Genomic DNA, 12,190 nt, shown 5'->3' with positions numbered 1-12,190 from the left:
TGGAGCATTTCAACGCGCGCGATGTGCTGGACACGCCCCTCGCGGCGCTGCTCCAGGCCGAGGGCTTCGTGCGGCTGCCCGATGGCATGCGCCTCTACGCGAGCCCGTTCTAATCGCCCGCCGTGCCGCGGACCCCATTCCGCACCTCGACGCAAAAAAGAGGGCCGCCCGCGTCTCTCTCGTGACGCGGGCGGCCCGTTGGTGTTGGCGGCGCGCATCCCCTGAAGCGCGCCGCCGATCCGAGTTAGCAGAAAAGGAAGCGGGCGGCGGTCAGAAAGGAGGGCCGCCGCCCCACGGGCTTCCGGCGCATGTCGCGCGGGCACCCGCATAGCCCTTGACGGAGGCGGAACGGCTCGGCCTCAATGGCCCCAAAAAAGCCGCGCCGTTGGGAGTCCGCCTCCAAAAGAGGAACGAGTTCACTATAGGGAACTCACCTTGCGCCGGCTATCGCCGCTCTTGGGTAACCGCATCGCACTTTTTAGGTATTGGCAGGTGGAGGCTGATGTTGTCGAGTTGGACACGGGTGACTTCCGTCCGGAGGACGGCCTTTGCCCGGTGCTAGAATCGGCCTCGGAAAAACGCTTCATTTGCGAGTCGGACCGCGGCGATCCTGCCGTTGCGGGGTATCGCGAAAAGACGGAGGAGCGTCGAGGAGCAGCGAGGAGGTGACGAGCCATGACGAAAGAAGCGAACGCGTTGAAGTCGCGGGTCGCATCGACGGTCGAGTTGCGGCCGCGCTACGGGGCGCTCTGCGCCTTCGCGGTGACGCTGCTGGGGTACACGCCCACTGTTGCCTACTTTGACGGCGCTCCTCAGTTCGCGGCTCTTGCCGACACCTTCCTCTTCTGCTTTATGCTCGCGGCGATGGTCTCGGCTCTTGTCGGGCTGCTGCGCGCCCTGGGCTCATCTGGAGGCGACGGCGCATCGCGCTTCCGCACGCCTGCGGCAGTGGGGGCGTATTTGGTGGCGACCCTTCTGTTCGCGGCGCTTCTGATGGCTCCCGAGCCCCTTCCCGCGGGCGCGGCGCTCGCGGGCGTCTTGGCGGGTGCTGCCTTCCCCGAAGTTGTGAGCGCGTGGGCCTGCGCGGTGGCGTGCCCCATGGGCGCGGCGCTTCTCGTGTGCGCGTCGGTGGGATGCGTGGCCTCCTTCGGGGGGTGGGTGCTCGCCCTGCTTCCCCTGCACCTGCTCGTCCCTGTGTTCTGCGTTCTGCTCGTGGCGGGTTCGGTGCCCCTTCTGCTCATGAGAGATGAACGCGTTGGGAATGCGGTGCTTGAGGCTGAAGGGGCCGACGACGGGGCCATTGCCGCAGTTGTCGGCGTCTCCACGGTTGATGGCGTTCCTGCAGCGGATGCAGATCCCGTATCCTCAGGCCGTTCTTCCTCGAGCGCCGATGACACGTCTGGCGCTCCTGAAGTCTCCGGCCCCCTCAGGCGACTCGCGTCCGTGACGTGGCTTCCGCTGGCGGGTTTGGCGATGTACGCCTTCATGACCGACGTGGTCAACCACAGTGCTTTCGGCGTGGTGCAGACCGCTTACCTGGGTGGCCTGCTGGCGGCCGCGGTCGTGCTCGTTGCTTGCGCCTGCTGGGCCCGCCGGCCCCTGCTGCCGTGGTTCTACCGCGTGCTCGTGCCCGCGCTGGGCGCGGCGTTCGTGGTGCTGGGCTCATTTCCTGAGGGCACGTTCCCGCAGGAGGCGTCCACGGTGGCGCTGTATCTGTTCTATATCGTGCTCGCCATGCTCGGCTGCGCGCTGTTTTTGGCGGTGGTATACGGGCGCGAGGTGACGCCCGATCTGGCCTGCTCGTTCGCCGTGGCCGTAGTCGCGGGCGCGGGACTCGTGGGGCAGAGCCTCTCCGCCGTCCTCGTGGTGACCGACGATTTCTCGTCGTGGATATCCGTGCTCACGGGCCTGTTCGTGGCGGCCCTTCTGGTGTTTCTCGGGCACACGGCTTGGGTCGGCCTGGTAACGCCGCACGGCGATGCTTTGGAAGGGCCCGACGAGGATGTTCTCGTGCCGACACATGCGTTCGCCCCTTCCGCCGCGTCGCCGGCGATCGCTCCCGTATCGGCGGCGGAGCCTTCCATGCGCGTCACCCTAGAGGCCCGCTGCGCCGAGGTGGCCGCCGCTCACGGCCTCTCGCCGCGCGAGGGCGAGGTGCTCGTGTACCTGGCCCGCGGCTTCACGCCGGCCTATATCGCGAAATCGCTCGTGCTGTCCATCAGCACCGTGCGCACCCACGTGCGCAACATCTACCGCAAGCTCGGCATCGGCAAGCGCGAAGAGCTTCTGCACCTCATCGACGGCGAGTAAGCTGGCTGGCCTTAGGCCTCTTCTGCGATGTCGGCGTAGGCGGCGTAGAGGTCGGGGAAGGTGCGCTTGAGGCTGACGGGCTTGAAGGTGTCGCGCTCCACTACGCATACCGTGATAAGCGCGTCCACGAGAGGCGTGGCGCCCTCGCGCAAAAGCGGCTCGCGGCGAGCGGGCGCCGCCGTGCCTTCTGTGCCCGGGCCGTCTGGGGCATCGCTGGCCTTGTCGGCCGCTGCGTCTTCCACGACATCTTCTGCACGGTAGACCTGCTGGCGGTAGACGGTGCGCATGGGCAGGTTCTTCGCCACCGAGGTGCGCACGAAGCCCTCCTCGCCGTAGCGCAGCGGCGCGCGGTAGTGGATTTCCACGTCGTGGATGGGACTCATGTAGCCGGCGCCCTCGATGCGCTCGGCGTAGGAGAAATCGAGCGCGTTCAGGAAGTCGATGCGCGCGTCCTCGAAATACAGCAGGTAGTTCGCATGGTAGACCACCCCCATCATGTCCGTTTCGCCGTACCGTACCTTGATGGGGGTGTGCACATGCATGCTCGCTCGCTTTCGCTGTCTCGTTCGCATTTCGAGAGTCAATTATAGTGAAGCCCGTACGGCGTGTCGTACTTTTTGAGCAAAAAGAGGCGATTTTCGTAGTTTGAGTGCGTCATTGCGACCAGTCGCCTATGTCGACCTGGGGAAACGTTTTCGTGAATCCCTGAGCGAAGCGGAGAGACCACGAAAACCGTGCGTTTCTGCTCATTTCGAGGCCCTAATCCAAGTGGAACAGCACGGGTAGGTCGGTGGAGACGGGAGAGTTGTCTTCGTTGGTCTCCATGATGTCGGCCATGAAGTCCCACCACGTGCGGTTGATGGCGGTGTCGGCGCCGGCGGCCCACAGCTTAGGGTCGTCGATCTCGATGTAGCCGAACAGCGTGAGCGTGTCCGGGTCCAGCGCGATGGTGTAGTTGCGGCCGCCGTGTTCGTGGATCATGTCCACCATCTCGGGCCACAGCTCGTTGTGGCGGCGCTCGTACTCTTCCTCCATGCCGGGGTACAACTTCATCTTGAACGTCTTGATCATGGCGCGCTCCTTGGGCGAAGGTAGGTGAGCCCGCACGCGGCGGGCGCTTTCTGGGGGTTATGCTAGCGCGTTGTTCCGAAAAACGCGCGTGTTCGTGGCGCTTGCGACGAAATTGATAACGTGGAATCAGAATTTTGCGAGGAAACGAGCAAAGCGGCAGCTCCTTCTCGCTCATTCTGCTTGGAAAACGACGGGTGGCGTAGTTTTTGGGGATGTTCTGATGCGGGGTGTGAGGAGTCGGGCGGCATAGTGCCTGCTCAGAGCGTTGTCGCTCAAGAAGCATCTGTCGCTGGACTACGCTACCCGTCATTTTCCAAGCAAAAACTCCCTCGGCTGATTTGCGGACAGAAGGAGAAGCCCCGCGGCGTGTCGATGGCGGGGCTAGCGGGGCTTGCGGGCCAGCGGGCTGACGGGCGAACGAGCTAGCGAGCTGACGGGCTAGCGGGCCAGCGGGCTGACGGGCCAGCGGGGCTAGCGGGCCAGCGGGGCTTGCGGGGATATGGAAAAGCCCCGGCGCTCGTGAGGGGGCGGCGGGGCTGCTGGGGAATTGAGGGCGGGTCGGCGAAGTTGGGAAGCCGCAAGCCTCGCTGCTAGTTCTTCAGCGAGTTCAAGGGCGCGGGCATACGGCCGCCGCGGTGGGCGAACACGGTGCCGGCATAGGGGTTCACGGGCATGACCGGGGCGTAGCCCAGAAGACCGCCGAAGTCGAGCTGGTCGCCCACCTGGCACCCGATGGCCGGGATGAGGCGCACGGCGGTGGTCTTGTTGTTGATCATGCCGATGGCGCACTCGTCGGCGATGATGCCGAAGATGGCCTCCTGGGTGGTGTCGCCCGGCACGGCGATCATGTCCAGGCCCACCGAGCACACACACGTCATGGCCTCCAGCTTCTCGATGGACAGGGCCCCGTCCTCGGCGGCGCGGATCATGCCGGCATCCTCGGAGACGGGGATGAAGGCGCCGGACAGGCCGCCCACGGAAGACGACGCCATGACGCCGCCCTTCTTCACGGCGTCGTTCAGCATGGCGAGCGCCGCCGTGGTGCCGGGGCCGCCGCACTGGCCCACGCCGATGGCCTCCAGAATCTCGGCCACCGAGTCGCCCTCAGCGGGGGTGGGGGCCAGCGACAGGTCCAGGATGCCCTGCTGCACGCCGAGGCGACGGCTCGCCTCGCGGGCCATGAGCTCGCCGGCGCGGGTGATCTTGAACGCGGTGGCCTTGATGGCCTCGGCCACGGTGGTGATGTCGGCGTCCTTGGGCAGGTCGGCCAGCACGGCGCGCACCACGCCGGGGCCCGACACGCCCACGTTCACCACCTCGTCAGCCTCGCCCGAGCCGTGGAAGGCGCCGGCCATGAAGGGGTTGTCCTCCACGGCGTTGCAGAACACCACGAGCTTGCCGGCGCCGATGCACTGCCTATCGGCGGTGAGCTCGGCGGCCTGCTTGATGATGCCGGCCATTTTGAAGGCGGCGTCCATGTTGATGCCGGCGCGCGTGCTTCCCACGTTCACGCTGGCGCACATGCGCTCGGTGGTGGCGAGCGCCTCGGGAATGGAGTTCATGAGCTTGTGGTCGGCGCGGGTGGCGCCCTTGTGCACGAGGGCCGAGAAGCCGCCCACGAAATCGACGCCCACCTCGGCGCCGGCGCGGTCCATGGCGCGCGCGATGGGGGAGAGGTCCTCGGCGGTGACGGCCGCGCAGATCTCGGCGATGGGCGTAACCGAGATGCGCTTGTTCACAATGGGAATGCCGAACTCGCGCTCCAGCTGCTCGGCCGTGGGCACCAGCTGCTCGGCGGCGGTGGTCATGCGGTCGTACACCTTGGTGGCCAGCGCATCCACATCGGCATCCACGCAGCCGCGCAGGTTGATGCCCAACGTGATGGTGCGGATGTCCAGGTTCTGCTTCGAGACCATAGCGAGGGTCTCGGCGACCTCGGCGGGGGTAATCTGCATGGGTTCTCCTCGTTCGCGGTGGCAGATGGCGCGGTATGCGCGCGTTTTCGGCAATGTTTCGCCTAGTCTACCAAATCGCGCACCCAACCGCCGCCGTACACGCGCAGACGGCCATCATAGCCCGCGGGCACGCAGCGGCGGTCCTTTCCCTGGAAGAGAAGCTTCGCGAGCGTGCTTCGGAGATAGACGGCTTAATTATCGCGATCGCAATAATCTCGGAAAGAAACTCGAGTTTTATCGCGAGCGCGATAAGCATGGGAGTGCCAGCATAAACGTACGGTGAAATCTTATGAAGTGCGCAGAAAATTTCAACGTACGTTGAAAAATGCTTTTCGACTCTGGTAATATCAACGTACGTTGAAATTTCAAGTGAGATGGAACAATCATGAGAGTCTACGATGCGGCCACATTCGGCGCGGCCTTGCGGAAGCGCAGAAAAGAACTCGGCTATACCCAGGCGCAGGTGGCTGCGTTCAGCGGCTGTTCGGCCGCCTTCCTCTCGGCTTTGGAAAACGGGAAAGAGACGGCTGAGCTCGGTCGGGCCCTTCGTGTGCTCAATGTTCTTGCGCTCGATCTGGAAGCGGCGCGGAGAGAGGGGGGTGCGCTGTGAAGCTCGATATCTTTGTAGAGCGCAGCGGAGGGCCGCTGTTGGCAGGCAGCCTCGATACGCAGCCAGGCGTTGGAGAGGGGTTCACCTATAGCGAGCAATGGCTCTCTCTGCCCTCGCCGCATCCGTTGTCGCTGTCTCTCCCTTTGCAAGAAGAGCGGTTCTCGGCTCGCCAGGTGCGTCCCTATTTTGAGGGTCTTCTGCCAGAGGGTAGACCTCGGGCGGCGGCCGCCCGCGAGCTTCATCTGCCAGCATCGTCCTATGCCAAAATCCTCGCAGCCTTAGGGTGGGAGTGCATTGGAGCCATAACCTTGAAGGGCTTGGAGCCAGAACCTGAAGAGGCCTACGAGGGGCTGGATGATGGGCGGCTCGAGGAAATGGCGAGAGCGCTTACCGATCGAGCGGTCTGGATGAGCCGGAATTCGCGTTTCTCGCTCGCTGGGGGCCAGCCGAAAATCGCGCTGCTTCGTGACGCGGAGCGAGGCTGGCGGCGTCCTGTGGGCTCGGCCCCGTCGTCCCATATTCTGAAGCCGACCCATGTGCAGTTCTCGGATGCGGTGGTCAATGAGGCGGTCTGCACGACTGCAGCGGGCATATTGGGTTTGAGTGCTCCGAAGGTCGATGTCGTTCCCACGGAGATTCCCATGATCTGCACGGAGCGATTCGACCGCGCGATCGACCGAGCCTCGCGAGTCATCGATGGCTGCCGTGCGCCGCATCGCTTGCACCAAGAGGATTTCTCTCAGGCGATGGCCGTCGTCCCCGAGCATAAATACGAGGAGGGGAATCGCCGGGGCTATGCGGCGAAAATGGGCGAGGTCGTCAGACTCTACTCTGCCGACCCCTTGACGGATTTAGCAGCGCTTTGGAAGGCGTTTGTCTTCAACTATCTGATTGGCAACTGCGATGCGCATCTCAAGAACTACGCGCTTGTGCGCGATGCCGAATGGAAGAGCTTGCGCTTGGCGCCCCTGTACGACTTGCCCGGAACAAGCTGCTACGAAGGTTTATCGACGGAGATGGCCATGGCTATCGGGGGAAAGAAAAAGTTGGAGCAAATTGATTCGGATGCCTTCGCGCGGCAGGCGAAGGAAATGGGCCTGCCCGCAAATTTAGTTATGCGGCAAGCTTCTGATCTGGCGCGAGGCACGTTGGATGCAATCGAGAAAGCAGCGGTAACGCTGGGCGATAAAGGTGTGCAGGGTGCTTCCGAGGTAGCGGAGAAACTCGCTCCCGGTATTCAGGAGCGCGCAGCGCGACTGATGTAGGATTGCCCCGGCGGTTAGCCTTCGATGGCCCCGAAGCGCCCTTTTCGCAACAACGCCATGAGAGGGGGCCATGCACTGATCGGCGCCCGTGTCCGCAGGTGAGGAGGGCGCAACCTATAAGTGCGCGATAGTTGCTGGTGCTTTGTCGCCTCCGTGCTAGGATGAATTTGCCAAGTGATTCTAAGGAGTCGATAGGCGAGAAAGCGAGGCGTAGATGGTGGTTATGGGACTTGGGCTTCCCGAAGTTGTCGTTGTGTTGATGGTTCTCGCCATCAAGGTGATTCCCTATGTTCTTCTCGTTGTTGTGATTGTGGCGGTTGTGAAATATCTGAACGCGCGTCCCCGGCGAGATCGCGAGAGGAAAACCGCGCATTCGCTGGGCGAGGCGCTGGCAGAGGAGCGTCGGCGCTGCGGAATGACCCAGGAATTCGTGGCCCAGCAGCTGGGTGTGAGCCGTCAGGCAGTTTCCAAATGGGAAAAGGGCGTGAGCGACCCTTCCACCCACAACCTTCTGGCTCTCGCGCATCTGTACCAGGTCGACCCCGCCGGCCTTTTGAGGTCGGCGACGGGCGAGTAGCCAACGACGATAGGGCGCTGGCGAAAACGGTTCAGCTGCGTGCTTTGGTCAGGCCTCCTGCCATTCAGCGGCGACTATGGTGAGGAATTTTTCCAGGGCAGCACCTCTCTTCCGCAAATATATCAGTCCGTAGCGGGCCGGTTCCAACGAACATTCCATGGGCACCACCACGATGCCTGGAGTTTCGGCGACTACCCGGGCGAGGGTGACAAGCGGATGGGCGAGGTACTGCAGGTTGGTGAGGAACGCCGCGTCGATGATCTGATCCTTGACAATGAGCCCCGGATTGTCACGTTCGAGTTCCTGCTGAAGGGGCCCCGAGGGTACCAGAGAGGCTCCTTCGCGGGGGAACAGCACCGTGTGCCCGGCAAGATCGCCAGGACGGATGACTCTGTGGCTTGCGAGTTCGTGGTTAGCGGGCAGGGCGAGGCACTCCTCGGTCTCGAAGAGGGGCAACATGGTCAGGTCTTCGCTGAGCATATCATCGCGGATACCATGCAGAAAGCAGTCAACGATGCCGTCGCGCAGCATGGAGGCTCGCTGGACGAATGCGTGGGGAATGATCTTGAATTGAATTTCCACATCGGTCTCGGTGGCGTGGAAAATATCGAGGGCACGCTGAATCCAGCGAAGCTCGCGGGTGGTAAGAAGCCCGATGGTCAAAGTGGACTCGCTTTCGCGCTCGATGGTGCGCCCGCGGATAACGGCCTTTTCGCAGATAGCTCGCACGCGGCTCATATCCTCGTAAAACATCCCTCCAGCAGAGGTCAGTTCCACGCCCTTGGGTGTGCGCACGAACAGGGTGAACCCTACCTCTTCTTCCAACTTGCGAATCTGTGTGGTAAGGGAAGGCTGCGATACATAGAGGTCTTTTGCGGCCTGCGACATCGATCCCCGCTGGGCGACGGCGAGAAACTTCTCGATCTTTCCGTCCAGAAGCATGATCCCCTCCTTGATGCGTGCTTCAAAAGTCTCAGTAGGGCTGATTTTAGCGGGGACGTGCCGACGAGGGGCATACGAATTACTTATGGGGTATAAGCACCGGGGGCGTTCCCTTGCGGCGGAAGCGGCGCGTACTGTATACGACGTCCGACGGGGCGCCGGGAGAGAGGCGCTCCGGCACTTGATTCACTGGAGGGAAGATTATGGAACAAGAGATTTCGCGACGTCGTTTCTTGCAGGGCCTCGGTCTGGCCGGTGCCGCCACGGTGGGCGCGGGCCTGGCGGGCTGCGCGCCGGCGGCGCCTGCGGCCGAAGGGGAGAAGCTGAGCGGCACTGGCGAGCAAGCGTACCAGTGGAGCTGGGAAGCGGGCCCCGAATCCATTGCCGAAGATCAGATCGTCCAGACCGAGGAGCACGAGTTCGTGGTTGTGGGCGCAGGCCTGGCGGGTCTGGCCACGGCCGCCTCGCTGGCGGAAAACGGCGGGGACGTGCTGGTGGTCGAAAAGAACACCACCTGGGCCTCCCGCGGATCGGTGATCGCGCATATCGGCGCCTTGAACACGCCGCGTTGGGTTGCCGAGGGCGTGGAGTACAGCAAGTTCGACGTGTTTCGCGACTGGGATGTGCAGAACGGCTCTCGTATGGACAACGCCCAGGTGTGGACGTTCCTGGAGCGCTCGGGCGAGGCGCTGGAGTGGAGCCTTCAGAAGGCCGAGGCCCTGGGTGGCACCGTGGAGCTTCTGGGCAGCCACTACTTCGGCGAGAAGTTCCCCGAGTACTACGGCACGGTGATGGTGAACGCCAGCGACCAGATGATCGAGCTCGAGGGCAACGGCATCGAGATGGGCAAGGGCAACGCGCTGCACTTCTCGCTGTACCAGAGCTCGCTTGACAACGGCGCCCAGTACCTGTGGAGCACCCCGGGCAAGCAGCTGGTTGTGGAAGACGGCAAGGTGCGCGGCATCATCTGCGTGAACGCCGACGGCGACTATGTGCGCTACCTGGCTACCAAGGGCGTTATTCTAGCGACGGGCGACATCTCCGGCGACGAGGAGATGTCGGCGTGCTTCGCGCCTATCATGAACCGCTGCCAGTCCAGCATGTACATTCCGGCGGGCATGAACACCGGCGACGGTCAGAAGATGGCCATCTGGGCCGGCGCCAAGATGCAGGACGGCCCGTGGCCGCCGATGATCCATCCCCAGGGCTACGGCATGTTCCTCGGGCCCTTCATGTGCACGAACTCCTTCGGGCGGCGCTTCATGAACGAGGACACCTGGACCCAGGGGAAGTCGCTCGGCATCTTGAACCAGCCGGGCAACGTCGACTACGGCTTCTGCGTGTTCGACAAGAACTACTCGCGCGATATGCACGCCACGCGCAAGATCGGCGGCGGCCTCATGTGGGATTCGGTGTACCGCGTGTACGGCAACGAGGAGCCCGACGAGGCCTACGACGAGCGCATTTTGGGCATGGGCATCGACGGTGGTTTCATCTACCAGGCCGACACTCTGGAGGAGGCGGCCGCGCTGGTGAAGGCCGACTACCCCACGTTCGACGAGGACCTGTTCCTCGCCGAGGTGGCGCGCTACAACGAGCTGGTGGCCGCCGGCGAGGACACCGATTTCGGCAAGCGATCCGACCTGATGCTGCCCATCGCCGAGGCGCCGTTCTTCATCGAGAAGGTGGGGCCGAACAAGATGTGCGCTCCGGGCGGTGCCCTGATCACCGGCTACGGCCAGGTAATCGACGAGGAGGAGAATCCCATCGAGGGTCTGTACGCGGTGGGCAACTGCTCGGGCGGCCTGTACGCCGTGGACTACCCGCTCGTTATCAACGGCAACTCCCATGGCCGCTGCATCACGTTCGGCTATCTGCTGGGCCGCCAGCTGACCGGAGTGGAAGAGGTGCAGTCGTATCCCACGCGCGCCTAGTCGCGAGTATTCCGTCGGGCCGCTTCGCTCCCTCCCTCGAAGCGCGTCCGCGTGGGCGCCGAGCGCTCGCACGAGAAGCCGCGCAGCCGCTGGTTGGCTGTGCGGCTTCTCTCTTGCATGCGGCGGGGACTGTTCGCGACGTGCTACAGGTCGGGGAAGAGCTCGTCGGTGGCGAACTTGAAGGAGCGGTCACGCGCGTCGCCGGTGCCTCGGTGGTCGGTCAGCTTGTCGACGGCGGGATCGAAGGCGCCGCAGAGAAGCGTGCCGGTCGGGTCGCACTGGGCGAGGTTGCGCCGCAGGGTGTCTGCATCGGTGGTGGCGTAGCAGTAGCGGCAGCCGTGGGCGCAGGTGTTGGGCCAGCCGATGTCGATGCTCTCGGTGCACAAACATTCCCGACGCTGTGCCTTGTCCTTGGGCACTGCCTCGTATCGCCCTTTCAGGCGCGAGAGCCGGCATGCCCCCAGCTCCTCCAGCAAGCGTCCGTCGACGCAGCGCCCCCGTTCGATGCCGAGGCATTCCAAGTCGATAGTTTCGGCGCAGGTGGCCACGGTCATGCCGTGGTTGCGGGCGGTGGCGGCGATGCCCCCGGCCAGGCGCCGCTGCTGGTCGCGGCTTACGCCCGTGGTGCCCACGGCGGCGTAGACGCTGCGACCGTCGGAACGGTAGTCGTCGATGAAGCTGATCACCACGCGTTCGGTGAACCCTTCCAGCTCGTCGGCCAGCGCCGCGAAGGCGCGCAGATGGTCATCGACGGTATGACCGCGGTTTACGAGCAAAGGGTCGAAGCGCCAGATGACGCGCCGCGCCCCGATGCGCGTCGAGAGCTCCTTGAACGTGGCGACGATCTGGCGTTTGTCGGGCAGCCCCGGCTCGATGTCGGGCCCGTAGGGGGTGAGGGTGAACTGGAAGTAGCAGTTGTAGGCCGCCAGCTCGTCCAGCCGCCCCATCAGGGGAGCCGGGTCCTTCGTCCAGAAGACGATGCCGTCCACCACGGCGGGACTGAGGCTGTAGCGGCTCACCTGCCCGGGGAACAGCGGGTTGCGCACATCCACGTAGCCCGCGCTCACGCGGTTCAGAAACCAGTCGCTGTGGAACCGCGGAATGTCCGTCCGCCGGCTGGCACTGATGATCATTGCGGCTCGCCTCCCACAGGGTCGCCTTCCGTGGGCGCGGCTTCCTCGGCGGCTTCCTCTCGGACGGCGAAGTTTTCCAGCTCGGCGAGGAACTGGTCGGCTTCGGGGGCGTAGCTCAAGTCCTCGGGGCGGGGAAGGGGGCCGGCCACGGCATTGCCCAAGGGACCGCCAAAACAGTCGTTCCAATAGGCTCTGCCGAGCAAACTTGCCGGCGTGTTGGGGGAAAGGCCGAACTGCTCGCACACCCAGAGGGGCACCGGGGTCAGGTTCAGCAGCAGCCACAGGGCCACAAGCCCGGCGAAGGTGCCGAGGATCTGCAGGTTCTGGTGGCGCCGCACAGTGGCGGCGAGCGATTCGGGCGTAGCGTCGTCGGTAGTGTTTCTCATGGCAGGC

General features: G+C 64.0%; 11 protein-coding genes. 5 read left to right on the top strand and 6 right to left on the bottom strand.

Annotated features, from left to right (window positions below; translation table 11 throughout):
* Positions 1 to 675: 675 nt before the first annotated feature.
* Complete coding sequence (locus tag VIN30_RS08735) at positions 676 to 2,310, top strand: helix-turn-helix transcriptional regulator (protein ID WP_338210886.1); 1,635 nt, start codon at positions 676 to 678, stop codon at positions 2,308 to 2,310.
* Positions 2,311 to 2,321: 11 nt separating this feature from the next.
* On the opposite strand, the gene VIN30_RS08730 is transcribed toward VIN30_RS08735, so the two are convergent.
* From VIN30_RS08730 to VIN30_RS08720, 3 genes are all read right to left on the bottom strand, one after another.
* A complete protein-coding gene (locus tag VIN30_RS08730) occupies positions 2,322 to 2,852 on the bottom strand; it encodes an acyl-CoA thioesterase (RefSeq protein ID WP_338210883.1) in 531 nt (176 codons plus the stop codon).
* A gap of 217 nt (positions 2,853 to 3,069) precedes the next feature.
* Complete coding sequence (rhaM, locus tag VIN30_RS08725) at positions 3,070 to 3,381, bottom strand: L-rhamnose mutarotase (protein WP_338210881.1); 312 nt, start codon at positions 3,379 to 3,381, stop codon at positions 3,070 to 3,072.
* 590 nt (positions 3,382 to 3,971) lie between these two features.
* The gene (locus VIN30_RS08720; protein ID WP_338210879.1) at positions 3,972 to 5,336 is read right to left on the bottom strand and encodes a PFL family protein; all 1,365 of its coding nucleotides are present in this window, start codon (positions 5,334 to 5,336) and stop codon (positions 3,972 to 3,974) included.
* A 385-nt stretch (positions 5,337 to 5,721) separates the two neighbouring features.
* Between VIN30_RS08720 and VIN30_RS08715 the strand changes: the two genes are divergently transcribed.
* The 3 genes from VIN30_RS08715 (at position 5,722) to VIN30_RS08705 (ending at position 7,788) form a co-directional block, all read left to right on the top strand.
* Complete coding sequence (locus VIN30_RS08715) at positions 5,722 to 5,946, top strand: helix-turn-helix domain-containing protein (RefSeq protein ID WP_338210877.1); 225 nt, start codon at positions 5,722 to 5,724, stop codon at positions 5,944 to 5,946.
* Positions 5,943 to 7,211, top strand: a complete 1,269-nt coding sequence (locus tag VIN30_RS08710; protein ID WP_338210875.1) for a type II toxin-antitoxin system HipA family toxin — start codon at positions 5,943 to 5,945, stop codon at positions 7,209 to 7,211. Before VIN30_RS08715 ends, VIN30_RS08710 begins: the two co-directional genes overlap by 4 nt.
* A 214-nt stretch (positions 7,212 to 7,425) precedes the next feature.
* Positions 7,426 to 7,788 carry a helix-turn-helix domain-containing protein gene (locus VIN30_RS08705; protein ID WP_338210873.1) on the top strand — a complete coding sequence of 121 codons (363 nt, stop codon included), beginning with the start codon at positions 7,426 to 7,428 and terminating at the stop codon, positions 7,786 to 7,788.
* Between the two features lie 48 nt (positions 7,789 to 7,836).
* Here VIN30_RS08705 and VIN30_RS08700 read toward each other — a convergent pair whose 3' ends face one another.
* Positions 7,837 to 8,730, bottom strand: a complete 894-nt coding sequence (locus VIN30_RS08700) for a LysR family transcriptional regulator (protein WP_326425463.1) — start codon at positions 8,728 to 8,730, stop codon at positions 7,837 to 7,839.
* Between the two features lie 203 nt (positions 8,731 to 8,933).
* Between VIN30_RS08700 and VIN30_RS08695 the strand changes: the two genes are divergently transcribed.
* Entirely contained in the window at positions 8,934 to 10,664 is a 1,731-nt protein-coding gene (locus tag VIN30_RS08695) for an FAD-dependent oxidoreductase (protein WP_326425461.1), read from the top strand.
* A gap of 143 nt (positions 10,665 to 10,807) precedes the next feature.
* Here VIN30_RS08695 and VIN30_RS08690 read toward each other — a convergent pair whose 3' ends face one another.
* Together VIN30_RS08690 and VIN30_RS08685 are read right to left on the bottom strand one after the other, a co-directional pair.
* Complete coding sequence (locus VIN30_RS08690) at positions 10,808 to 11,797, bottom strand: DUF1848 domain-containing protein (protein WP_338210871.1); 990 nt, start codon at positions 11,795 to 11,797, stop codon at positions 10,808 to 10,810.
* On the bottom strand, positions 11,794 to 12,183 hold the full coding sequence (locus tag VIN30_RS08685) for a hypothetical protein (RefSeq protein WP_338210870.1): 390 nt from the start codon (positions 12,181 to 12,183) through the stop codon (positions 11,794 to 11,796). The genes VIN30_RS08690 and VIN30_RS08685 overlap by 4 nt, the downstream gene beginning before the upstream one ends.
* Between the last annotated feature and the right edge of the window lie 7 nt (positions 12,184 to 12,190).

It is taken from the genome of Adlercreutzia wanghongyangiae (genome assembly GCF_035989245.1).
GTDB classification, from domain to species: Bacteria; Actinomycetota; Coriobacteriia; order Coriobacteriales; family Eggerthellaceae; genus Adlercreutzia; species Adlercreutzia wanghongyangiae.
This window is presented reverse-complemented; position numbering and strand designations above follow the sequence as displayed.

What these genes read in the sequence shown, in the direction of transcription:
- VIN30_RS08735 (WP_338210886.1), top strand. Translation starts at nt 676, where the DNA reads ATGACGAAAGAAGCGAACGCGTTGAAGTCGCGGGTCGCATCGACGGTC.
- VIN30_RS08730 (WP_338210883.1), bottom strand. Translation starts at nt 2,852, where the DNA reads ATGCATGTGCACACCCCCATCAAGGTACGGTACGGCGAAACGGACATG.
- rhaM (WP_338210881.1), bottom strand. Translation starts at nt 3,381, where the DNA reads ATGATCAAGACGTTCAAGATGAAGTTGTACCCCGGCATGGAGGAAGAG.
- VIN30_RS08720 (WP_338210879.1), bottom strand. Translation starts at nt 5,336, where the DNA reads ATGCAGATTACCCCCGCCGAGGTCGCCGAGACCCTCGCTATGGTCTCG.
- VIN30_RS08715 (WP_338210877.1), top strand. Translation starts at nt 5,722, where the DNA reads ATGAGAGTCTACGATGCGGCCACATTCGGCGCGGCCTTGCGGAAGCGC.
- VIN30_RS08705 (WP_338210873.1), top strand. Translation starts at nt 7,426, where the DNA reads ATGGTGGTTATGGGACTTGGGCTTCCCGAAGTTGTCGTTGTGTTGATG.
- VIN30_RS08700 (WP_326425463.1), bottom strand. Translation starts at nt 8,730, where the DNA reads ATGCTTCTGGACGGAAAGATCGAGAAGTTTCTCGCCGTCGCCCAGCGG.
- VIN30_RS08695 (WP_326425461.1), top strand. Translation starts at nt 8,934, where the DNA reads ATGGAACAAGAGATTTCGCGACGTCGTTTCTTGCAGGGCCTCGGTCTG.
- VIN30_RS08690 (WP_338210871.1), bottom strand. Translation starts at nt 11,797, where the DNA reads ATGATCATCAGTGCCAGCCGGCGGACGGACATTCCGCGGTTCCACAGC.
- VIN30_RS08685 (WP_338210870.1), bottom strand. Translation starts at nt 12,183, where the DNA reads ATGAGAAACACTACCGACGACGCTACGCCCGAATCGCTCGCCGCCACT.